Source organism: Bradyrhizobium sp. T-1 (genome assembly GCF_053592855.1).
On the sequence record NZ_CM132115.1, the window covers coordinates 3,134,150 to 3,156,997 of the forward strand.

Annotated in this window: 21 protein-coding genes; 14 read left to right on the plus strand and 7 right to left on the minus strand. The window is 64.6% G+C overall.

Annotated elements, in window-relative coordinates:
- Nucleotides 1-8: 8 nt before the first annotated feature.
- Complete coding sequence (locus ACWAT4_RS14880; RefSeq protein WP_212425324.1) at nucleotides 9-770, plus strand: MotE family protein; 762 nt, start codon at nucleotides 9-11, stop codon at nucleotides 768-770.
- A 103-nt stretch (nucleotides 771-873) separates the two neighbouring features.
- Nucleotides 874-4,683: a tetratricopeptide repeat protein gene (locus ACWAT4_RS14885; protein ID WP_212447578.1), complete on the plus strand. Its 3,810-nt coding sequence runs from the start codon at nucleotides 874-876 to the stop codon at nucleotides 4,681-4,683.
- A gap of 102 nt (nucleotides 4,684-4,785) precedes the next feature.
- Here ACWAT4_RS14885 and fliP read toward each other — a convergent pair whose 3' ends face one another.
- Together fliP and ACWAT4_RS14895 are read right to left on the minus strand one after the other, a co-directional pair.
- Nucleotides 4,786-5,544, minus strand: a complete 759-nt coding sequence (gene fliP / locus ACWAT4_RS14890; protein ID WP_212447577.1) for a flagellar type III secretion system pore protein FliP — start codon at nucleotides 5,542-5,544, stop codon at nucleotides 4,786-4,788.
- The gene (locus tag ACWAT4_RS14895; protein WP_212447576.1) at nucleotides 5,541-6,533 is read right to left on the minus strand and encodes a flagellar biosynthetic protein FliO; all 993 of its coding nucleotides are present in this window, start codon (nucleotides 6,531-6,533) and stop codon (nucleotides 5,541-5,543) included. Before ACWAT4_RS14895 ends, fliP begins: the two co-directional genes overlap by 4 nt.
- Nucleotides 6,534-6,895: 362 nt before the next feature.
- On the opposite strand from ACWAT4_RS14895, the gene flgB reads away from it, so the two are divergent.
- From flgB to ACWAT4_RS14945, 10 genes are all read left to right on the plus strand, one after another.
- Complete coding sequence (gene flgB / locus ACWAT4_RS14900; protein WP_212302948.1) at nucleotides 6,896-7,300, plus strand: flagellar basal body rod protein FlgB; 405 nt, start codon at nucleotides 6,896-6,898, stop codon at nucleotides 7,298-7,300.
- A 26-nt stretch (nucleotides 7,301-7,326) separates the two neighbouring features.
- Complete coding sequence (flgC, locus tag ACWAT4_RS14905; RefSeq protein ID WP_212302949.1) at nucleotides 7,327-7,752, plus strand: flagellar basal body rod protein FlgC; 426 nt, start codon at nucleotides 7,327-7,329, stop codon at nucleotides 7,750-7,752.
- A 16-nt stretch (nucleotides 7,753-7,768) separates the two neighbouring features.
- A complete protein-coding gene (fliE, locus tag ACWAT4_RS14910) occupies nucleotides 7,769-8,083 on the plus strand; it encodes a flagellar hook-basal body complex protein FliE (RefSeq protein WP_212302950.1) in 315 nt (104 codons plus the stop codon).
- Between the two features lie 109 nt (nucleotides 8,084-8,192).
- Nucleotides 8,193-8,456, plus strand: coding sequence for a flagellar biosynthesis protein FliQ (fliQ, locus tag ACWAT4_RS14915; RefSeq protein WP_027534765.1), 264 nt, complete (start codon nucleotides 8,193-8,195; stop codon nucleotides 8,454-8,456).
- A gap of 17 nt (nucleotides 8,457-8,473) precedes the next feature.
- Complete coding sequence (fliR, locus tag ACWAT4_RS14920) at nucleotides 8,474-9,244, plus strand: flagellar biosynthetic protein FliR (RefSeq protein WP_212302951.1); 771 nt, start codon at nucleotides 8,474-8,476, stop codon at nucleotides 9,242-9,244.
- 7 nt (nucleotides 9,245-9,251) lie between these two features.
- Nucleotides 9,252-10,331, plus strand: coding sequence for a flagellar biosynthesis protein FlhB (gene flhB / locus ACWAT4_RS14925; protein ID WP_212302952.1), 1,080 nt, complete (start codon nucleotides 9,252-9,254; stop codon nucleotides 10,329-10,331).
- 155 nt (nucleotides 10,332-10,486) lie between these two features.
- Nucleotides 10,487-13,069, plus strand: coding sequence for a cell cycle histidine kinase CckA (gene cckA / locus ACWAT4_RS14930; RefSeq protein ID WP_212302953.1), 2,583 nt, complete (start codon nucleotides 10,487-10,489; stop codon nucleotides 13,067-13,069).
- A 228-nt stretch (nucleotides 13,070-13,297) separates the two neighbouring features.
- The gene (locus ACWAT4_RS14935; protein WP_212302954.1) at nucleotides 13,298-14,296 is read left to right on the plus strand and encodes a Tim44 domain-containing protein; all 999 of its coding nucleotides are present in this window, start codon (nucleotides 13,298-13,300) and stop codon (nucleotides 14,294-14,296) included.
- Between the two features lie 143 nt (nucleotides 14,297-14,439).
- The gene (locus tag ACWAT4_RS14940; protein WP_212447574.1) at nucleotides 14,440-15,120 is read left to right on the plus strand and encodes a lectin; all 681 of its coding nucleotides are present in this window, start codon (nucleotides 14,440-14,442) and stop codon (nucleotides 15,118-15,120) included.
- 229 nt (nucleotides 15,121-15,349) lie between these two features.
- Nucleotides 15,350-16,057 carry a glutathione S-transferase gene (locus tag ACWAT4_RS14945; protein ID WP_212447573.1) on the plus strand — a complete coding sequence of 236 codons (708 nt, stop codon included), beginning with the start codon at nucleotides 15,350-15,352 and terminating at the stop codon, nucleotides 16,055-16,057.
- A gap of 318 nt (nucleotides 16,058-16,375) precedes the next feature.
- Here the strand turns inward: ACWAT4_RS14945 and ACWAT4_RS14950 are convergent, their stop codons facing one another.
- From ACWAT4_RS14950 to ACWAT4_RS14970, 5 genes are all read right to left on the minus strand, one after another.
- On the minus strand, nucleotides 16,376-17,050 hold the full coding sequence (locus ACWAT4_RS14950) for a methyltransferase family protein (RefSeq protein ID WP_212447572.1): 675 nt from the start codon (nucleotides 17,048-17,050) through the stop codon (nucleotides 16,376-16,378).
- 78 nt (nucleotides 17,051-17,128) lie between these two features.
- Nucleotides 17,129-18,244, minus strand: a complete 1,116-nt coding sequence (locus ACWAT4_RS14955; protein ID WP_212447571.1) for a helix-turn-helix transcriptional regulator — start codon at nucleotides 18,242-18,244, stop codon at nucleotides 17,129-17,131.
- A 153-nt stretch (nucleotides 18,245-18,397) separates the two neighbouring features.
- Nucleotides 18,398-18,586 (minus strand): hypothetical protein, encoded by a 189-nt coding sequence (locus ACWAT4_RS14960; RefSeq protein WP_449730846.1) that lies wholly within the window; start codon nucleotides 18,584-18,586, stop codon nucleotides 18,398-18,400.
- A gap of 15 nt (nucleotides 18,587-18,601) precedes the next feature.
- On the minus strand, nucleotides 18,602-18,775 hold the full coding sequence (locus ACWAT4_RS14965) for a hypothetical protein (RefSeq protein WP_165425181.1): 174 nt from the start codon (nucleotides 18,773-18,775) through the stop codon (nucleotides 18,602-18,604).
- A 291-nt stretch (nucleotides 18,776-19,066) separates the two neighbouring features.
- Nucleotides 19,067-19,546, minus strand: coding sequence for a hypothetical protein (locus tag ACWAT4_RS14970; protein WP_212302959.1), 480 nt, complete (start codon nucleotides 19,544-19,546; stop codon nucleotides 19,067-19,069).
- A 243-nt stretch (nucleotides 19,547-19,789) separates the two neighbouring features.
- Between ACWAT4_RS14970 and ACWAT4_RS14975 the strand changes: the two genes are divergently transcribed.
- Together ACWAT4_RS14975 and ACWAT4_RS14980 are read left to right on the plus strand one after the other, a co-directional pair.
- The gene (locus ACWAT4_RS14975; protein ID WP_212425316.1) at nucleotides 19,790-21,460 is read left to right on the plus strand and encodes a fumarate hydratase; all 1,671 of its coding nucleotides are present in this window, start codon (nucleotides 19,790-19,792) and stop codon (nucleotides 21,458-21,460) included.
- A gap of 176 nt (nucleotides 21,461-21,636) precedes the next feature.
- Entirely contained in the window at nucleotides 21,637-22,788 is a 1,152-nt protein-coding gene (locus tag ACWAT4_RS14980; protein WP_449730408.1) for an IS4 family transposase, read from the plus strand.
- The last annotated feature ends 60 nt before the right edge of the window (nucleotides 22,789-22,848 follow it).

A 22,848-nucleotide genomic window follows, 5' to 3' on the forward strand; every position in this document is an offset into this window, starting at 1 on the left:
GTCAGGGTATGAAGTCCTTTCGTAACATCCGCGTCATTCCGGTCGTCCTAGTTGCGGTCGCAGGTCTCGCCACGTTGAAGGTGGCGGGGCTCGTGATCAATGGCGGCTATGTCTTCGACTACAAGCCGAACAGCGTGAAGAAGTCCTGGGCGCAGGAAAATCTGAACTTCCCGACCGGGCGAGAGGATCCTGACATCACCGGCTCGACGCATGGCGAGCCGAAGGAAGCGCCGAAGCCGGCCGCGCCCGAGAGCAAGCCCGAGGGCACCCCGGTCAAGATGGAGGAGGCGCAGCCGCAGGTCTCGGCCTCGGAGCGCGCGATCCTGGAACGCCTGCAGTCGCGCCGCCAGGAGATCGAATCCCGCCAGCGCGAGATCGATATCCGCGAGAGCCTCTTGAAGTCGGCCGAGAAGCGCATCGAGAACAAGGTCGAGGAGATGAAAGCGGTGGAATCCCGCATCTCCGCGACCCAGGCCGAGCAGAAGGCCGCCGAGGCCGCGCGCATGAAGGGCCTCGTCACCATGTATGAAGGCATGAAGCCCAAAGACGCCGCACGGGTGTTCGACCGGCTGGAGATGGGCGTGCTGATCGAGATCGCCTCGGCGATCGCTCCGCGCAAGATGTCCGACATCATGGGGCTGATGTCGCCCGAGGCCGCCGAGCGCCTGACCGTCGAGATGGCACGCCGCGCCAACGGGGGCGGGGAACAGTCCGCTGCCGCCGGCGACCTGCCGAAGATCGACGGCAAGCCGACGCAAAAGCCGAATTGAGGGTTCATACTTAAGAAGTCCTTAATTGGCAAAACCTACATTCGAGGGCATGGGCCGGCACCAGTGCCGGCGTGGACCCGCCGAACCGGAAGAAATGCCGCCAATGGCGCGAGAGGCTGCCGCTGGATTTGTGTCGCGAGCCCGCGCTTTGGCGCACGGGTTGTCGCGTCATGTCCGCCGGGCCGTCTTGTTGTCGGCCTGCGCTCTGGTCGGCTTAAACACCATTGTTGCCCACGCGGCCGATGCAGTCAGGGGCGAGGCAAGCTTTTCGGCCGGCGGCGGCTTTGCCCGCCTCGTGATCAAGCTCGGCGAGGATGTTCCCTCCGAGGTGACGACCGCCGGCTCGATCCTCATCATTCGTTTCGACCGCCCCGTCGACGTTCCCGTCGATCGCGTGCCGGAGGGCGCGCCCGATTACGTCAACTCCGCCCGTCGCGACCCCGACGGCAGCGCGATCAGGCTGTCGCTGGCCCGCCGCGTCACCGTCAACACCATGAATGCCGGCGAGCGCACCTTCATCGACTTGCTGCCGGAGGGCTGGAAGGGCCCGCCGCCGAGCCTGCCGATGGACGTGGTGAAGGAACTCGCCGAGCGCGCCCGCGCGGCCGAGCGCGCGCTACGCGCCCAGCGTGCCGCGGCCGAGAGCAAGAAACGTCCGCCGATTCGCGTGCGTGCCTCGGTGCAGCCGACCTTCGTACGCTTCGTGTTCGAGATGCCCGACGGCGTCGGCGTCTCCTCGGTGCTCAACGAGCAGAAACTGACGCTCGCCTTCAACGCCAACCTCAATTTCGATCTTGCGGACGCCGTCGTCGCGGCACCGCCGAACGTTGCCTCGATCAAGCAGAAGGCTGACATCGACCAGACCAGCATCGAGATCGCGCTGATTGGCGATTCCGACGTGCATTCCTTCCGCGACGACAAGAATTATGTCGTCGACGTCGCCTTCCAGCCCGACAGGAACAAGGCGGCAGCAACGCCTGAGGCCGCGATTGCGCAAGCCGGTGCTGGCGGTCACGGACCGGCCGCGGAAAAGCCGGCGGCTGCGAAACCGAAAGACGCCCATCGCGAGATCACGCAGCCGACGTCTGAGACGATCGCGCACGAAGCCAAGATCGACGTCAAGCCCGAGGTCAAGTCGGAGGCGAAGCCTGAAGCGCCAGCCACGATGCCGCTCACCGAGGCGCCGAAGCCGGCGCCGGCGGGCCCCGCGACTGAAGCGCCGCACGCCGCCGATGCGCCGAAGGAGGCGCCCAAGGAAGCCACGACGCCCGCAGCGCCCGCCAAGGAAGCGGCCGCACCGGCCGTGCCCGTCAAGCCGGCGGCGCCTGCGGTTGCGGAAGCGCCCAAAGAGGTTGTGGCGGAAGCAACCAAGGACCCGGTCAAGGATGTTCCGAAAGAGGCCATGAAGGCCGATGTCAAACCTGCGCCTGCCAAAGCTGCACCCATAGAGGCTCAAGCCCCGCCGCCTCCTGTTGTCAGCGTCGATGCGCGGCGCGACAGCGACGGTTTGCGCGTGACGTTCCCGTTTTCAGTTGCAACGCCTGCCGCAGCGTTCCGCCGCGGCGACACGGTGTGGCTGGTGTTCGACTCGCCGAAGCCGATTGATGTCGAAGCGATCCGCGCCCGGGGCGGTGCGATGATCGGCGAGGTCGGCCGCATGCCGCTCGAAAAGGGGCAGGCGGTGCGCATTCGTCTCACCCGTCCGCTGGTTTATTCGCTGACCAGTGAGGAGGTCGGCAAGGAGACCAACTGGCTGCTCACGCTTGCGGACAAGATCCAGGCGACGCCGCTGCCGCTGATGATGTCGCGCAACATCACCGATCCCGCGCTTGCCAACATCGCGATCCCCTTCGCCAATCCGGGCCTGCTGCACAAGCTCACCGATCCCGATGCCGGCGACATGCTCTATGTCGTCACCGCGCAGCGGCCGGTTCGCGGCTTCATCAAGCGGCAGGACCTCGTCGATCTCTCGCTGCTGGAATCCGCCCACGGCATCGCGATCCGGCCGAACTCCGACGAGGTCGGCGTCGAGGTCGGATCGGACAAGGTCATTCTCGGCAAGAAGGGCGGCCTGACGCTGTCGCCGGTCGACGTCTCGGCCGAGCGGGCACCGACCGCGGTGCGGCCGGTCTTCAGTCCCGAGGGCTGGCGCAAGGGCCAGTCGGAAGATTTCTGGACGCGTCAGAGCGAACTGATCACTGCGATCTCGGCCGTCGAGCCGGCGCAGCGCTCGCTGCCGCGGCTCGATCTCGCCCAGTTCTACATGTCGCGCGCGATGTATCACGAAGCCAAGTCCGTGACCGACTTGATGCTGTCCGATCCTCTCAACAAAGAGGAGAGCAGTGCGCTGATCATCCACGCGATCGCGAGCATCCTGATCGGGCGGCCGGCACAGGGCCTGAAGGATCTCGCCAATCCCGTGATCGGCAACAGCCACGATTCCCAGCTCTGGAAGGCGCTCGCCTATGCGCGCCAGGGCAAATGGGCAGATGCCCGCGAAAAATTCAAGAACGTCGAATTCGCCATCGCCTCGCTGCCGCTCGACATCCAGCGCATCGTGACGATGGATGCGATGCGCGCTTCGCTCGAGGTCAAGGACTATGCCGGCGCCTCCAAGCGCCGCAGCGAGATCGAGGTCGTCGGCGTCTCGCCGGAGGCGGCGCCGGGCTTTGCCGTGCTGCGCGGCCGGCTCGCCGAAGCGCTCGGCCACGACAAGGACGCGCTCGACGACTACAAATTCGCCGTCGCCTCCAACGACCGGCTGGCGGCCGCCGAAGCCAAGCAGCTCGAGGTCGCGCTGCGGCAGAAGCGTGACGAGATCGGCAAGGACGAGGCGCTGCGCGAGCTCGAGACGCTGTCGATGACGTGGCGCGGCGATGCGATCGAGGTCAAGACGCTGCAGATGCTGTCGCAGCTCTATTCCGAGAACGGACGCTACCGCGACGCGCTCACCGCAGCGCGCACCGCGACCAGGCTGCAGCCGAACGCGGACGCCTCGCGCCAGGCGCAGGACCTGGCGTCTGATCTGTTCACGCAGATCTTCCTGGGGCCCAAGGGCGACGAACTGCCGCCGGTCGAGGCACTCGGGATGTTCTACGAGTTTCGCGAGTTGACGCCGATCGGCCGCCGCGGTGACGAGCTGATCCGCCGGCTGGCCGATCGTCTCGCCTCGATCGACCTGCTCGACCAGGCTGCCGAACTTCTGCAATACCAGGTCGACCATCGCCTCGAAGGCGCCGCGCGGGCGCAGGTCGCGGCGCGCCTTGCCATGATCTATCTTGCCAACCGCAAGCCCGACATGGCGATCACGGCGCTGCGGGCAAGCCGCATCAGTGACCTCTCCGGCGAGCTGCGGCAGCAGCGCCTGCTGCTGGAGGCGCGCGCGCAGAGCGACGTCGGCCGCCATGATCTCGCGCTCGACATCGTTTCCAACGTCACGGGACGCGAGGTGTTGCGGCTGCGGTCCGACATCTTCTGGGCGGCGCGGCGCTGGCGCGAGTCCGCCGAGCAGATCGAGCTCTATTACGGCGAGCGCTTCCGCGACTTCAAGCCGCTCAATGCGGTGGAGAAGAGCGACATCATCCGCGCCGCCGTCGGCTATGCGCTCGCCGACGACTCGATCGGGCTGTCGCGCTTCCGCGAGAAATATGCCCCCCTGATGAGCGAGAGCGCCGATCGGCTGGCTTTCGACATCGCCAGCAAGCCGGCTGCGGCCTCCAGCGCCGAGTTCGCCGAGATCGCAAAACTCGCAGCAAGCGTCGACACGCTCGACGGTTTCCTCCGTGAGATGAAGCAGCGCTTCCCCGACGCCACCGCGCGCGCGCCCGCCGCCCCGCAGGCCAAGGACGAGACCGAGCATACCGGCTCGCTGCCGACGATCCCGGTCGTGCGACAGATCAAAATGACGCGGTAGCGAGGCGGGCTCGCCCTGCTCGTAATGACGGGGGAGGGGCCGGAGGCTATCGCTGAGGTGGAGGATGTCCCGTCTTCTTGGGGCGTAAGAGCGACGTCGAGGTCAACTACCCCCGTAACTCTGCACCAGACTTCCCGCCACCAGCGACCAGCCATCGACCAGCACGAAGAAGATCAGCTTGAACGGCAGCGAGATCGTCGCAGGCGGGAGCATCATCATGCCCATCGACATCAGCACCGAGGCGACGACGAGATCGATGATCAGGAAGGGGAGGAACAGGAGGAAGCCGATCTCGAACGCACGCTTCAGTTCGGAGATCATGAAGGCGGGAACGAGGATGCGCAGCGCGAGTTCGTCGGGCGTCGCCGGCGGCGGCTCGCCGGAGAGATCCAGGAACAGCTTCAGGTCTTTCTCACGCACATTCTTCTGCATGAAGCCGCGCAAGGGGACGGAGGCACGCTGCAGCGCGTCCTCGACGCCGATCTGGTTGGCGACGAGGGGGCGGATGCCGTCGTCGTAGGATTTCTGCAGCACCGGTCCCATCACGAAGAAGGTGAGGAACATCGCCAGCGCCAGGATCACCGAGTTGGGCGGCGCGGTCGCCGTGCCCATGGCGGTGCGCAACAGCGACAGCACGACCACGATGCGCGTGAACGACGTCATCATGATCAGGATGGACGGCGCAATCGACAGCACCGTCAGCAGTGCGATCAGCTGAATCGCGCGCTCGGTGACGCCGCCGCCGCCCTGGCCACCGAGATTGATGCTGATGTCCTGCGCATGCGTAGGCATCGCGAGCGACGTCGCGGCGATCAGGATGGAAAAAAAGAATACTCTACGCGGGAAGGACGGCAGCCTCACGAAGACGGCTTCGGACGGCCGAGCAGCGAGGCCATCTCGTCTTCGAGATTTTCAAAGCTGGTCTTCTCCGCTGCCGGCTTGGCCGACGGCGCCGCAGAGGGCGGCGGTTCGGCGCGTGCGGCGCGCGGCGGAGCCGCTGGCGGATCCGGCGCAACCGGCGGGGCGATGGTCTCGCCGGCCGGACGACGGAGCGCCGCCTCGAGACGCTGGGCCATCTCGGCGAGATTTTGCTCGGCACTCGACGGTGCGCCGGCAGCGGCTGGCGGCGGAACGAGCGGAGCTTGTGGTCCCGGCGGAGCCTGCGGTACGGGCGGAGGAGGAGGCGGCGCGGCCGCGCGCTCGGCACGCACCGGCGGCATTTTCGGCGGCTCGCTTTGGCGCGGCGGCCGCGGCATCAGCGGCGGCTCGCTGCGCGCAATGCGCGGCGGCATCGGCTCGGAACGGGGCTCACGCTCGAGACGCGGCGGCATCGGTTCAGGTGCGAAGCCGCCGAGCTGCGGCTCGCCGCGGCGTTCGGCCAGGGCGGGTGCCGGCCGACGGACCTCGTCGGCGAAAGAGGGACGTGCGGGCCGAGGCGGTGGCTCCGGCATCTGCGGTTCGGGATGGTCGAGCACTTCGGGCCGCGGGGCTTCATCGGCCCAGCTGCCGGCATCGGGCATCGGGGCGAGGCGCGGCGGCTCGGCGGCGCTGGGACGCTGCGGAATCTGATCGCGGCCGGCGGCGGCGCGCACGATGTTCGGTTCGACGACGATGTCGGTCGGGCCGCCGATCATCAGGAGATGTTCGACATTGTCACGGCGGACCAGCACTAAGCGCCGGCGGCCATCGACCGCAGCTGCGTCGATCACCGCGAGCCGGGGCATCCTGCCACGCTGGGTGTTGGCGCCGAGCCGGGTGGTCGCGAATCGGCGGACCAGCCACGCCGCGACGCCGATCAACGCCAGAACGACGATGAACGCGACGATGAAGGTGATAGGGCTACCGTTCATACCTGTCCCCGGTAAATGGCGCTTCTTTCGTGCCTATGGTCGGATGCGCCGACCGCGGGCGTGCGATGCCCCAAAACTGTGATCTCTTAACGTCTCGCGGCAAGTTTTGCCGTCCTCAACTCTTAATAACCTATGAATCGCCCGATCCAAAACGACTTCTTGGCCGATGCATGCGCCGCCAAGCGGTTGGGTTAATACGGCTTTTGGAATGCGTAGAATCACGGGGGGGAGCCTTGCATGTTTCAATCAGAAACACGCATCCGCCCCGCCTTAACCACCTGTTAACCATACACGCGGCAAATTCTGCCTAGCTTCGGGCCAAGTCCGCACTTGGGCCCGGCCAGGCTGAAGGAGCCGCGACGATGTCCATCAACGATCTCCCGGTGCTGTCGGCGCTTCGCACCAAGATGCAATGGCACCAGGAGCGCCAGCGCGTCCTGTCCGAGAACGTTTCCAATTCCGACACGCCCAATTTCCGGCCGCGGGAGCTGGTCGAGCCGAAATTCGACAAGACCGGCACTGTCGCGAGCTCGATGGGGCCCCTGGCCATGACGGTCACCAGCGCCTCGCACATGACGGCCTCCGGCGCGGCCTCGATCTTCGACCAGAACAAGAATGCGGGTTTCGAGACCCGCCCTGCGGGCAATGCCGTCAATCTCGAAGATGAGATGATGAAGTCCGCCAACAACCAGATGGATTATGCGGCGGTGACCTCGCTCTATTCGAAGAGCCTGCATCTTCTGAAGACGGCGATCGGCAAGGGCTAGAGCAGCAGAGCTAGAGGAGCCTCATCATGGCGAATGACAGCAGCGACTTTGCCCGCTCGATGGCGATCGCGACCTCCGGGTTGCGGGCGCAGGCCGGGCGGATGCGGGTGATCTCGGAAAATATCGCGAATGCGGACTCGACCTCGCAGTCTGCAGGCGGCGATCCCTATCGGCGCAAGGTGCCGACGTTCTCCTCGGCGCTCGACCGCACGCTCGATGCGCAGGTCGTCACGCTCGGCAGGATCAAGCCCGACCAGTCCAGCTTCCGCGTCAAATACGAGCCGAACAATCCGGCGGCCGACGCCACCGGCAACGTCAAATATCCCAACGTGAATTCGGTGGTCGAGATGACCGATATGCGCGACGCGCAGCGGTCCTACGAGGCCAATGTCAACATCATCAGTGCGACGCGCCGGATGATCCAGCGCACGCTCGACATCCTCAAGAGCTGAACAGGACAATTGAGCCATGGCATCACCGTCAGTCGCCGCCAATGCTTATGCCAACCTCGCCCGGGTGCTGGAAAATACCGGCGCCGGTGCCGGCAAGGGCAGCGAAGCGAGCGGGCAATCCTTTGCCTCGCTGCTGAAGGACGCCGTCGGCAGCGTCGTGGAGTCCGGCCGCAAGTCCGACGCGCAGACCGTGGCGATGGCCAACGGCAAGGCCAATGTGATGGACGTCGTGACGGCGGTCGCCGACACCGACGTCGCGGTGTCCACGCTGGTCTCGGTCCGCGACCGCGTGATCGCGGCGTACGAAGACATCATGAAGATGCCGATCTGACGGTTGTCATTCCGGGGCGGTGCGAAGCACCGAACCCGGAATTTCGAGATTCCGGGTTCTCGCTTTGCGAGTCCCGGAATGACGGAAATTGCTGGAAGCGAGAATTCAAATGACCGGACCCGAGACCCTCGACGTCGCCCGCGATGCGATCTGGACCATCGTGATCGTGTCCTCGCCACTGATGGTGGTCGGGCTCGTGGTCGGCGTGATCGTGTCGTTGTTCCAGGCGCTGACGCAGATCCAGGAACAGACGCTGGTCTACGTGCCGAAGATCCTGGCCATCTTTGCCACAATGCTACTGGCGCTACCATTCATGGCCGACGCGCTCCATTCCCACATGCTGCGGATCTCGTCGCGAATCATCGGCGGCTGAGGCACAATGCGCCCGCTATGCGCATCGACGTCTCGCTGCTGCCGGCGCTTGCCGCAGCCTTCATGCTTGCCTTCGCCCGGGTCGGCGCGATGGTGATGCTGCTGCCGGGGCTCGGCGAGACCAATATCCCGACGCGCGTAAAGCTGTCGATCGCGCTTCTGCTCACGCTGATCATCCTGCCGCTGCATCGCAACGCCTACCAGGTCGACATGGGCTCGCTCGCGCCGATGCTGGTCTTGATGCTGCATGAGATCGTGATCGGCATCGTACTGGGCGCAACCGCGCGCGTGACGCTGTCGGCGCTCCAGGTGGCGGGCGCGGTGATCGCGCAGCAGATGGGGCTCGGCTTCGTGACGTCGGTCGATCCGACGCAGGGGCAGCAGGGCGTTCTGGTCGGCAACTTCCTGACCATGCTGGGCGTGACCCTGCTGTTCGCCACCGATAGCCATCATCTGGTGATCGCGGCGCTGAACGACAGCTATGCGATCTTCGCGCCGGGCGAGACGGTGTCGAGCGGCGATGTTGCGTCGCTGGCCACGCGGGCCTTTGCCGCCGCGTTCCTGCTCGGCTTGCAACTGTCAGGGCCGTTCCTGGTGTTCGGCCTCGTCTTCAATATCGGGCTCGGCGTGCTGGCGCGTCTGATGCCGCAGATGCAGGTCTATTTCGTCGGTGTGCCGCTGTCGATCTTCGCGGGCTTCATGGTGCTCGCCGTGGTGCTCACGGCGATGATGGGCACCTATCTCGATTACTTCATCGGTGTCATGCACCAGATGCTGCCGCTCAAGTAGGTGATCGATGGCGGAAGACAACGATCCAGAAAGTCAAACAGAAGACCCGACGCAAAAGCGTCTCGAAGAGGCGCTCGAACGCGGCGACGTCGCCAAAAGCCAGGAGATCAACACCTGGTTCATGATCGCGGGCGGCACACTCGTGGTCTCGACCTTTTCCGGCTCGGTCGGCAGCGGGCTGCTGACGCCGATGCGCAATCTGCTCGCCAATTCCTGGATGATCAAAACCGACCCCGGGAATCTGCTCGCGCTGATGCAGCAGATCGAGGTCGCGGTGTTAGCTGCAGTCGGCGTGCCGCTGTTGATGCTGGTGATCGCGGCCATTGCCGGCAACATGCTTCAGCATCGGCTGGTGTGGTCCACCGAATCCCTCACGCCCAAGTTCAGCAAGCTCTCGCCGGCCGCCGGCTTCAAGCGCATCTTCGGTAAGCAGGCGGGAGCGAACTTCCTGAAGGGCATCGGCAAGCTCGTCGTGCTCGGTACGGTCATGACCACGATCCTCTGGCCGGAGCGGCATCGCATGGAGGCGATGGTCAAGCTCGATCCGATGGCCATGCTGGGCGCCAGCACCGGCATGACCGTCCATCTGCTCGGTGCGGTGGTTGCGGCGCTCGCGATCATCGCCATCGGTGACTATTTCTTCCAATACCGCAGTTGGTTCCAGCGGCAGAAGATGTCGCTCCAGGAGATCAAGGAAGAATTCAAACAGTCCGAAGGCGACCCGCACATCAAGGGTAAGCTCCGGCAATTGCGCCAACAGCGCTCCAAGAAGCGCATGATGGCGGCGGTTCCCAAAGCCTCGGTGATCATCACCAACCCGACCCACTATTCGGTGGCGCTGTCCTACGAGCGCGGCATGTCGGCGCCGATCTGCGTTGCCAAGGGCGTCGACAACCTCGCCTTCAAGATCCGGGAGATTGCGCGCGAGCACGACATCCCGATCGTCGAGAACGTGCCGCTGGCCCGCGCGCTCTACGCCACCGTCGAGATCGACCAGGAGATCCCCATGGAGCACTACCATGCGGTCGCCGAAGTCATCGGCTACGTCATGCGGATGAAGCGCGGTTTTAGTGCCGCACGGCAATAAAACCCCCGAAAAGTACCGGAAATGGCCGTAAACTGGGAATCAGCGTACCTTTCGCCCGTGCTACCCTTGCGTCTGCGGGTCCGATTCAGGCAGGGAGGACCCCCGCGTGCCCCGTGGCGCGTTGATTCTCTGCCGACAGGCTACACCTGCGTGAAATGACTGCCGAGACCGACCACGACCTGTCACGCGAGCCCGTTGCGGCGCATGAGCCGTCGCCACGCTCGGGCAGCATTGCGCTGGTGCTCCTGGTGGCCACCGGCCTGGTCGCGGTCGCCATCGGGCTGATGACGCTCGGGCGCGCGCAGGCGCAGCCCTATATCCTTGGCATCCTCGCCGTGCTGGCGATGATCGGCCTGTTCAACCTGTTCGCCTTTGCCGCTGGCATCATCCGCTTCGTCGACCGCAATCTCGACGATCCCGTGATGGGGCGCATTGCCGACCACGCCTTCGACGGCCTCGCGGTGACCAATCCGCGCGGCCATGTGGTCTATTCCAACGCGGCCTATCTGACGTTGACGGGCGCATCCGGCCCGCAGGATGTGCGGCCGGTCGAGCGTGTCTTCATCGGCAATCCTGATGTCTCGGAGGCCGTGTTCCGCCTGCTCAAGGCGGCGCGCGAGGGCAAGCGGCAGCAGGAAGAGGTGCGCATTTCCGGCCAGGACGGCAGCCACGGGCGCTGGCTGCGCATGCGGGTGCGCCCGCTCGGCACCGGAAAGCGCGAGGCCAAATACGCGGTGTGGTCGATCGCCGACATCACCCGCGACCGCGAGCGCCAGGAGGACGTGTTCCAGGAGCTCCAGCACGCGATCGAATATCTCGATCATGCGCCCTGCGGCTTCTTCTCGGTCAATCCCGCCGGCGAGCTCGCCTACGTCAATGCGACGCTGGCGAATTGGCTCGACTACGACCTCGCCGAGATCGGCTCCGGCGGCTTGAGGCTCGCCGACATCGTCTCCGGCGACGGCGCCTCGCTGCTGAGCGCGATTGTGGCCGTGCCGGGCGAGGTGAAGACCGAAGTCTTCGACATCGACTTGCGCATGCGCACCGGCAAGACCATGCCGGTCCGGCTCTATCACAAGCTCGCCTTCGGCGCCGATGGCGCGCCGGGCCCGTCGCGCACGCTCGTCATCAGCCGTGCCCGCGACGAGCGCAGCGACCCTGACCGCGCCGCCGAAGTGCGTTTCATGCGTTTCTTCGACCACACACCGATGGCGATCGCTACCGTCGATCGCGGCGGCAACGTCGTGCGAGCGAATGCGCGTTACGCCAAGCTCGCGCAAGCCCTCGGGCTCGACAGCGCCAGCAAGTCGATCTTCCGCGCCATCAACGCGCGGGACCGCCATCTGGTGATTGCGGCGATCAACCAGGCTGCCGAAGGCCAGGCTGACATCGCGCCAGTCGAGGTCGCGCTGGAGGGACCCAAGGAACGCTGGGGCCAGTTCTTCGTCACGCCGGTCGATGCGGCCGAGAACGACGCTGAAGCCGCGATCGTGCACATGCTCGAGACCACCGAGCGGCGCGCGCTGGAGAACCAGATCAACCAGTCGCAGAAGATGGAGACGGTCGGCCAGCTCGCCGGCGGCATTGCCCACGACTTCAACAACGTGCTTTCCGCCATCATGATGGCGAACGACTTCCTGCTGAACGCGCACAAGCCGACCGACCCGTCGTTCCAGGACATCATGCAGATCAAGCAGAACGCGACGCGTGCTGCGACGCTGGTGCGGCAGCTGCTCGCCTTCTCGCGGCGGCAGACGCTGCGGCCGCAGGTGCTCGATCTCGGCGATGCCCTGAGCGATCTCACCATGCTGCTGCGCCGGCTGATCGGCGAGAAGGTCAAGCTCGACCTGGTACACGGCCGCGATCTCTGGCCGGTCAAGGTCGACGTCTCCCAGTTCGAGCAGGTCATCGTCAACCTCGCGGTGAACGCGCGCGACGCCATGCCCGATGGCGGCAAGCTGATCATCCGCACCGCCAATGTCGCCACGGAAGAGGCCGGCAAGCTCGCCTATAAGGGCATGCCGGCGGCGGACTATGTGCGGATCGAAGTCGCCGACACCGGTACCGGCATTCCCGCCGACATCCGCGACAAGATCTTCGAGCCGTTCTTCTCGACCAAGGAAGTCGGCAAGGGCACCGGCCTCGGTCTTTCGACCGTGTATGGCATCGTCAAGCAGACCGGCGGCTTCATCTACGTCGATTCCGAGCCGGGGCAGGGCACCTCGTTCCACATCTTCCTGCCGCGCCATCATGCCGAGCCTGAAGTCCAGGTCGAGCAGCCGGTAGCGGCGAGCGTGACGAATGGCGCCGCGAAGGAAGCTGCGCCTGCAGCGGTGGAGACCAAGTCCCGCACCGATCTCACCGGGCAGGGCACCATCCTGCTGGTCGAGGACGAAGAGGGCCTGCGCGCATTGAACGCTCGCGGCCTGCGTTCGCGCGGCTACACCGTGGTCGAGGCCGAGAACGGCGTCGAGGCCATGGAAGCGCTGGAAGAGCAGAGCGGTGCGATCGATCTCGTCGTCTCCGACGTCGTGATGCCGGAAATGGACGGGCCGACCCTGCTTAAGGCGATGCGGGAGAAGAACCCGGATATCCGCTTCATCTTCGTCTCCGGCTACGCGGAGGACGCCTTCGAGAAGAGCCTGCCCGAGGGGCAGCAGTTCGACTTCCTGCCAAAGCCGTTCACTCTGAGCCAGCTCGTGGCGGCCGTGAAGGAGACGATGACGAAGCAGGGGTGAGGGCCGGCGTGTCGGCCCCACATTTCGCCATCATTGTCAGCCGCGAAAGCCGTTCATGCTGAATCGAAATAGCGCCGGTAATCGGCGACCACAGTTCCCGTCCGCATCCAGCCAAGTGCCCGGCAAATATGGGCTTTTGCCACATCCCCGCGACTGAGGGCCGCAGCCGCGGGTTCCGAAACCGGCTTCCCTTTTGGTGAAGGCTGCCCATCTTACTGACACGTCCCCATGCCGGGGATTTGGGAAACGCACATGAAGTTCTCGCAATGGTCCCGCAGTCTCGTGAAGACGATTGCCGTCGTTCTGGCGCTGGCGCTGCCGACGGCGCTCGCGATCTCCTCCGCTGACGCTCGCGTCGGCGGCGGCGTCTCTTCGGGTTCGCGCGGTTCGCGGACATTCTCGGCCCCACCGTCGACCACGACCGCGCCGGGCTCGACCTCGCAATTCAACCGCACCTACAGTCAGCCGGGCGCCGGCATGAACACGGCTGCGCCCGCGCGCGGCGGCCTGTTCGGCCGAGGTGGCGGCTTCCTGGGTGGTCTTGCCGCTGGATTTCTCGGCGCGGGCCTTCTGGGCATGCTGTTCGGCGGCGGCCTGTTCGGCGGTCTCGGCGGCCTGTCGTCGATCCTGGGCTTGATCATCCAGATCGTGCTCGTTGTGTTCGTGGTGCGGCTGGCGATGTCCTGGTGGCAGCGCCGCAATGCGCCGCAGGCGGCCTATGCCGGTGCTGATGGTGGCGCCGGGCCGGGAGCGCAGGCGAGCTATCGCAGCGGCCTCGGTTCAGGTCTTGGTGGCGGCTTCGGCTTCGGCGCCAACAATGCGCCGCTCGAGATTAAGCCCGATGATTACGAGGCGTTTGAGCGGCTGCTTGGCGACATCCAGGCCGCGTGGTCGAACGAGGACGTTGCAAAACTGCATACGCTGGCGACGCCGGAGATGGTCTCTTATTTCGAGAAGGATCTCGCCGAGAACCGCGCACGCAACGCCGTCAACAAGGTGACCAACGTCAAGCTGTTGCAGGGCGACCTCGCGGAAGCCTGGCGCGAAGGCGAGACAGACTACGCAACGGTGGCAATGCGCTTCGCGCTCACCGACAAGACGGTCGACCGCAACACCGGCGCAATCGTCGCCGGCAGCGAGCAGCCGGGTGAAGTCACCGAAGTCTGGACGTTCGCCCGCCGCCCGGGCAGCCCCTGGGAATTGTCGGCGATTCAGCAGACCAACTGATCGCCTGAATATGAGAAATCAAGGCGTCGTGCTTCCCGCACGGCGCCTTTTTCTTTGGATGTCTCGCATCGCGGCATCGGAATAAGCGGGCGCGCGTCGGGTTGACATCAGGCGGCCAAATAAAAACCAACTGGGAGGACAAGATGATCCGTATCGAGCGATCAGTCACGATGTCAGGCCTCGCGCTCGCTGTAGCCCTGCTTGCGGCGCCATCGGCGCAAGCGCAGTCGGCCGATATGACGTTCTTCGTGACCTCCAACGGCCCGGGCAAGGGGGCCGATCTCGGCGGTCTGGAGGGAGCTGATGCGCAATGCCAGAAGTTGGCACAAGCCGGTGGCGCCGGCACCAAGACCTGGCGCGCATATCTCTCGACGCAAGCAGCCGACGGCAAGCCCGCCGTCAACGCAAAAGACCGCATCGGCAAGGGACCGTGGCAAAACGCCAAGGGTGCGGTGATTGCCAAGGACGTTGCCGACCTGCATAGCGCGGCCAACAATCTCACCAAGCAGACCGCGCTCAGCGAGAAGGGCGAGGTCATCAACGGCCGCGGCGACACGCCGAACCGGCACGACATCCTGACGGGATCGCAACCTGACGGCACCGCCTTTGCAGCGGGTGACGACAAGACTTGCAAGAATTGGACGTCGAGCACGCAAGGCGCGGCGATGCTCGGCCATGCCGATCGCCAGGGCCTGCGCGACGACGAGTCGTCCAGATCCTGGAACAGCTCCCACCCCTCGCGCGGCCCCGACGGCGGCTGCTCGCAGGCCGACTTGAAAACCACCGGTGGTGATGGGCTGATGTATTGTTTCGCGGCGAACTGAGGGGCTGAGTTCTCTCCTGCGTCATTGCGAGCCACCGGATCCGCGCGAAGCGCGGCCTGACGACAGGCTCCGCGAAGCAATCCAGAGGCCCGCCGCGGCGACAGTCTGGATTACCTCGCTACGCTCGCAATGACGGCGGACGCGGCGCCGCCGTTCCGCCTCACGCTGACGGAACATTCGGTCGCGTGCTACATTGGTTCCGTCGCTTCCACGCACACGGACCCCTTCCATGAAATACGAGCTCTATTACTGGCCCGAGATCCAGGGCCGCGGTGAATATGTGCGGCTGGCGCTGGAAGAGGCTGGGGCAGATTATGTCGATGTCGCACGCGGTTCGCGTGGCTCGGCCGCCATGATGAAGATGATGGAGGTCCATAAAGGCACGCCGCCCTTCGCGCCGCCGTTCCTCAAAGCCGGCAAGCTCGTCATCGGCCAGACCGCCAACATCCTGCTCTATCTCGGTGCCCGTCACGGCCTCGCGCCTAAGACTGAGGCCGGCAAACTCTGGGTGCACCAGCTTCAATTGACGGTCACCGATCTCGTGGTCGAGATCCACGACACCCATCATCCGCTCGGGCCGTCGCTGTACTATGAAGATCAGAAGCTGCCGGCCAAGAAGCGCACCGCCGAGTTCTGGGACGAGCGCGTGCCGAAATATCTCGGCTATTTCGAGCAGCTCTTCACCGAGAATGGTGGCGCTTACATCACCGGCCGCAGGCTGACCTATGTCGATCTCTCGCTGTTCCAGATCGTCGATGGGCTGCGCTACGCCTTCCCCACGCGGATGAAGGCGTTTGAGAAGAAAATTCTCGGTCTCGTCAGCCTGCGCGACCGCGTCGCCGCGCGGCCGAACATCAAGGCCTATCTCGCAAGCGATCGCCGCATTCCCTTCAACGAGCAGGGCATCTTCCGGCGATACAGGGAGCTCGATGATTAGCCGGTCCGGACGGAGACTGGCGGCAGCCTCCGCTCCGGACCGGTCGCATCTGGCGCGATCGATCGCCCAAAGACGTCATGGCTCCCGACAGGCTGCGCGCGTCGGGGACCAGATTGATCGTCGGCATGATCGGGAACGGAAGAGAGGTCATGCTCGTCGGGGCAGGGTGGCTTGCAGAACATCATCGCGACTCGCGTTGTGGATCCGGATCGGAATAGCGCGCAGGTGCGGTTCCTCTCTAAAGAGGTCCGGCGGCTGTAGCGTCAGTCGATCGGAGGACCCACAAGGCTTTTCGGAAGGCACGAACGTGACGCGCGCTCACCACAATCCGGGCAGCAGGCGATAGCGCACCCGCGCGGTATAATCGGCATAGCCCGGCAGACCCGCGATCAGCGTGCGTTCCTCGATGCGGATGCGGACCGCGAGCAAGACCAGGAAGAGCGGCGCAATCGCAAGCCCCCACCACGAGCCGAGGATCAGCGGTACGCTGGCGAAGAACAGGATCATGCCGCTGTACATGGGATGGCGAACATGGGCGTAGGGGCCGGTCGAGATCACGCGCTGTGCGCGCTCGGCCTGCAGCTTCACCACGGGCGCGGCGAACGAATTCTCGCGAAAGACCCACAATGTGAACAGCGTCGAGGCGAGGAACAGCACGAAGCCGAGCAGTTGCCAGGCGACGTTCATGTCGGATGCAAGATGGCGCCGGTCGAGCCCCATTGCGACCAGCCAGCCCAGCATCCCTGCGATGAAGACGACCATGAAGACCTTGTCGGCGGCTGGCTGGTTCTTCTGAAGAACGGGGCGCAGACGTTCGGCCAGAAGCGCCGGATCGATCTGGTAGAGCCACCAACCGCAGAGCGGACCAAGTAAGGCTGAGGTGACGAGAAACACCCACGCGCCCGGCCAATGCAGCGTGCCCGCGACGGCGAGCAGCAGCACGCCCATCGCGGCGGTGAAGATCGTGTTCTGCAACAGCAGGCGTGCGATCATGTTCGATCCGGCTCCATCACGCCGATGCATTGATAGCACGCTTCCGACCAACATGCGGCCGGCGCGACAGGGTTTGCGTCAGATCTTGATGGGAGGTGTGAAGGCCGCAATGAGCCGCACCAGATCTGCCTGCCGTTTGGTTCCGGTCTTCGTGAAGATCCTGGCGAGGTGGGTCTTGATCGTCGTTTCGGCGACGCCCATGCTTCTGGCCACGTCAGGAACCCCGCCGATCTCGATGATGGAGAGGAAGACGCGCAGCTCGGCCGGCGTCAATTTGAAGAGCTTCCGGATAAGGTCCGGAGCGACGATCGTATCGAGCGCGGCCTTGCTGACGAACAGGACGGCGCAGGCCTCGTAGCTGGCCCCGAACATTTGGCGGCGCCCTGCAGTCAGCGGCACGAGATGCCCCACGTAATGCGAACCATCGCGGGCGGTCAGATGCAGCGAGATGCCCATCGTCGCGCGCTCGCCAAGGGCCGCGCCCGCCAGTGCCTGGCGCAGCATGCGATCCGCATTCAGGTCTGATGTTGCGAGCCGTCCATGGACCGAACGGAGAACGTCGGCCTCGTCCAAAATCTCCCGCGCGCTCGCATTGGAGTGCGTGATGTGGCCGTTGGCATCAAGCAGCAGCACCGCGGCTCGCAGGGCGTCGAGCGTGTGGGTCGACGTCGTCTCCAATGCGTTCTGCTGCTGCAGCTTCTGTCGGATCAGCATGGCGCGCTGCATGTGCGGCGTGATGTGGGAGATCACCCGATACATCCTGCGATCGACAAGACCGCCGGCCTTCATGATCGAGAGGCGGGACAAACCGGCGCTGGACTTGTCGAGCAGGATGTTGGCGGCATCCTCGAGACCCTGAGGCCGTGTCCATTCGTTATAGAACATGGTCGTCCGGAATTCGTCGACGTCGATCCAATCCCCGATCGTCTGGATTTGTCCGACCGGTGCGTGGAGCACGGCGCGCGACGGATCGAACGGCTCGTAAGTCTCGATATAGGATTGAACAAAGGTGGGGTCGACGCCGACAGCATGCGCGATCACGGCCTCGCCGGCGGCCCCGATTCGGACCAGGCCACCGCTTTGTCCGCCCGCGAGGTCAACGATGCCGCCAAGCGTCGACGTCCATCGGGAATCGTCGAGCGCCGCATCGTAGATGTCCCCCACCAGCGAGAGTAGCTCTTCACTCAGTTCCATTGGCTCGTCCCATCAGCGCATGGTTGGGCTTGTTCGGCCTCGCAGATGAGCACGCCGGATGTGGAAATTTGATGAGGCGGATCACACTTGAAGGCACGCCCGCGACGCCTTCAACTGCCAAAAGAGGTCAGCTTGGTGCCGGAGCGCCGGCGGTCATGGCTGGGAACAATCGAGCCGAAGGCCAGCCGCGCGCAGCTCGCCCTTCGAAAAAGCAGCAATCGAATCATGCAACACCAGGCGTGCGATCGCGCGGCGTTGCTGGATCGCCTCGCACGCTTTGGCCGCGCTGTCCGGCAAATCCGGGCGCGCGAAAGGCCCGGTCGACCGGACCGGGCGATTCATCGCAGGCAAGCCGGATCAGGCGAGCTGATCGATCCGCGTGCCCTGGCCCGGCGGCAGCGGCGCAGGCGGCTGCGGCTTGTAGGTCGGGTCGGTATCCTTGGTCTTGGTCTGGTCGTCCTGCTGCTTGGTCGTGTCGTAGCTCGGCACCACGATCGCGATCGGCGGCGGCGCAACGGTAGAAACGCTCATCCACAAATCCTCACACATGGAAACAATTGACACTGCGCCGCGAGGAGCGAAATTTCCTTCAAGGCAATCGTTAAAATGCGAAGGATCAGGTGGGGTGAGGGAGGCGTTCTTCTCGCCTGACATTGCGCCGTTGAGGGCGGCGATAGCGTCTCCTCGCCATTGCGAGGAGCTCTTGCGACGAAGCAATCCAGAATCCCTCAGCGGAAGGATTCTGGATTGCGTCGCTTCGCTTGCAAAGAGGAAGTGTCGTGCCGAGGCGCGCACGCCGCGCCCGTAGAGAAAGCGTCGCGCCTACTCGTCCTTCGGCCGCGTGATTGCGATCGCAGCGTCCGTCTTTGTGCGCGTGCATTCCATGTTGAGGCGCTTGTAGCGCATCGTGACCTTGTCGCCGCGCAAGAGGCCCATGCGCTTCAGGCAGCGCGTCGCGCCGGTCGTGGTGTCGTCCTTCGTCACCGTGAAGATGATCGCCGCCGCGGACGCCACCAGATCGTAGAACTGCGGCGTCGGCTTGCGGTCGCCCTTGGCATAGAGCTCGTTGGAATAGGCCTGTCCCTGGGCGCGGCAGCCGAGCGACAGCTCCTTCGCCGCGGGGTGGGTGAGGTAGATGATGTTGGCGGCCTTGAAGTTGACCTTCAGCCCGTCGATGCCGCCGGCGAGCTGCTTTGCGATGTCGTCGCACTGGTCGGCACGCGCCGGCGCGGCGAGGGTCACAAGGCCGATGATTGCTGCGGCGACAACAATCGCGCCGCGGACGTGCAGTCTGGAAATCATAATGAAAAGCCCCTTGAGGGCGCGCATTCAACCGTCGCGACGCGCGAAGCGCAAGGGGTGCCATCGGGCTTGATGAGCGCAGCCGCGACCACCCGCTGATCAAGGAGGGGCCGCAAAATGGCCGCCGCGGCGCCAAATCCGGATGCCCCGGCCGCGCCAGAACGCCTTCCCTTTGTGGCAAAAAAGCTTAGAACGCTTCTATGCTTAGAGGCCCGCAAGGGCTCCAAAACCCGAGATCGCCCCATGAACGCTCCGACCGCCTTCCCCGATAAGTCCCAGCCCGTTCCGCCCTACAAGCACACCCCTCTGTTCCCGCTGGGCAAGGACGAGACGCCCTACAAGAAGATCACGGCCGAGGGCGTCCGGGTCGAAAAAGTTCTGGGGAAAGACATGCTGGTCGTGTCGCGCGAGGCGCTGCGGGCGCTGTCGGAGGCGGCTTTTGGCGACATCAACCATTATCTGCGGCCCGGTCATCTGAAGCAGCTCCGCGCGATCCTGGAGGATGGCGAGGCCAGCCCGAACGACAAGTTCGTCGCGCTGGACTTCCTCAAGAATGCCAACATCGCGGCCGGCGGCGTGCTGCCGATGTGCCAGGACACCGGCACCGCGATCATCATGGGCAAGAAGGGCTGCAACGTCATCACCGACGGTGATGATGAGGCGGCGCTGTCGGAAGGTGCGCGCGATGCCTATCTGCGCCGCAATCTGCGCTACTCGCAGGTCGCGCCGCTTACGATGTACGAGGAGAAGAACACCGCCAACAACATGCCGGCGCAGTGCGAGATCTACGCCGAGGGCGGCTCTTCAGAAGTGGATTCGGCCTACAAGTTCATGTTCATGGCGAAGGGCGGCGGCTCCGCCAACAAGAGCTTTCTGTTCCAGGCGACGCCCTCGGTGTTGACCAAGGACCGGTTGCTCGCCTTCCTCAAGGAAAAGATTCTCACCCTCGGCACCGCGGCGTGCCCGCCCTATCACCTTGCCATCGTGATCGGCGGCACCTCGGCCGAGCTCTGCATGAAGACGGTGAAGCTCGCCTCCGCCCGCTATCTCGACGCACTGCCGACCCACGGCTCGCCCGACGGCAACGCCTTCCGCGACGTCGAGATGGAGAAGGAAATCCACAAGATGACGCAGTCGCTCGGTGTCGGCGCGCAGTTCGGTGGAAAATATTTCTGCCACGACGTCCGCGTCATCCGCATGCCGCGTCACGGCGCTTCGCTGCCGATCGGGCTCGGCGTGTCGTGCTCGGCCGATCGCCAGGTGCTCGGCAAGATCACCAAGGACGGCGTCTATCTCGAGGAGCTCGAGCATAACCCGGCGCAATATCTCCCGCAGGTCGAGGAGTCGCTCGGCGGCGAGGTCGTCAAGATCGACCTCAACCAGCCGATGAAGGACATTCTGGCGACGTTCTCGAAGCACCCGATCAAGACGCGGGTGTCGATGACCGGCACCATGATCGTCGCGCGCGACTCCGCGCACGCCAAGCTGCGCGAGCGGCTGGAGAAGGGCGAGCCGCTGCCGGACTACTTCAAGAATCATCCGGTCTATTACGCCGGCCCCGCCAAGACGCCCGAGGGCTACGCCTCCGGCGCGTTCGGTCCGACCACTGCGGGCCGCATGGATTCCTTCGTCGACCAGTTCCAGGCCGCCGGCGGCTCGATGGTGATGGTGGCCAAGGGCAACCGTGCCCCTGCCGTGCGCGAGGCCTGCAAGAAATATGGCGGCTTCTATCTCGGGTCGATCGGCGGTGCTGCGGCGAACCTCGCCGAGCACTGCATCAAGAAGGTTGAGGTGCTCGAATATCCCGAGCTCGGCATGGAGGCGATCTGGCGCATCGAGGTCGTCGACTTCCCGGCGTTCATCATCATCGATGACAAGGGGAACGACTTCTTCAAGGAGTTGAATCTGGGCTAGCTGCCTCGGCCGCATTCGCGCGCGAGTGATTGTGAATGCGCCTTACGAACGATCGTCATGCCCGGGCTTGTCCCACGGCTGTCCGGTTTAAATTTATTGGACGAAGCGCATGGCGTTGATTCTACTCGATCCTGGACGTCTGCAAGCGTTCCGGGACACGAATGGAGATCAGCGCCATGCCGCACCACAATACAGTATTTCGCGATCTGCTGAAGCTTGTGCCGTGGCATCGGTTCGAGGCGCTTGTGGACGATCATGATGCCGACGCGCGGGTTCGCCGGCTCTCGACCAAGGGCCAGTTTGTGGCACTGCTCTACGGCCAGCTGTCGGGCGCCTCGGGCTTGCGCGAGATCGTGACCGGGCTTTCGAGCCACGCGGCCCGGCTCTATCATCTGGGCGCGGATCCGGTCCGCCGGTCGACGATGTCGGATGCCAATGCCAAGCGGCCTGTTGCGGTGTTCGGCGAACTGCTGGAAGTCATGATGAAGCAGGCCCATCGCGGGCTGCGCCGCAAGCTCGCCGAGACGACCTATCTAATTGATTCCACGAGTGTGCGTTTGAACGAGCACAGCTCCGGCTGGGCCCGGTTCTCGTCCGGGGTCTGCGGCGCCAAGGTGCACGTGATCTACGATGCCGACGCCGATCGTCCGATCTATGCCGCGGTCAGTGCTGCTAACGTCAACGACATCACTGCAGCCCATCAGATGCCGATCACGCCGGGTGCGACCTATGTCTTCGACCTCGGATATTACGATTATGCCTGGTGGGCCGAGCTTGATGCCGTCGGCTGCCGCATTGTCAGCCGGTTCAAATCCAACACCCCGATCGATGTGGTCAAGGAGCTGCCGGTCACCCCGGGCAGCAACATCCTGTCCGATCGCATCGGCTTCCTCCCGGCACGCCAAGCCAGATGCCGCCGCAACCCGATGCAGGATGCGGTGCGCGAGGTGCGCATCACCACCGAGACAGGAAAGGTGCTGCGCCTGCTGTCGAACGATCTCGATGCCAGCGCCGAGGACATCGCCGATCTTTACCGCCGCCGCTGGGCCATCGAGCTGTTCTTCCGCTGGGTCAAGCAGACCCTCAAGATCACTCGCTTCGTTGGCACCTCAGAAAACGCCGTGCGAATCCAGATTGCCGTTGCCCTGATCGCCTTCCTGCTGCTGCGCCTCGCTCAGGCCACGCAGCAAGCCATTCGAAGTCCGCTCGTCTTCGCAAGGCTGGTTCGCGCTAATCTCATGCAACGCCGCCGTATCGACAACTTGCTCGCCCCGCCGCCGACCGTCCAAGATCAGCGGCAGATGTGCCTAGGTCTTCCTCAAACCTAAACCGGACAGCCGTGGGCTTGTCCCGGGCATCCACGTTCTTGGTGCACTGAAAGACGTGGA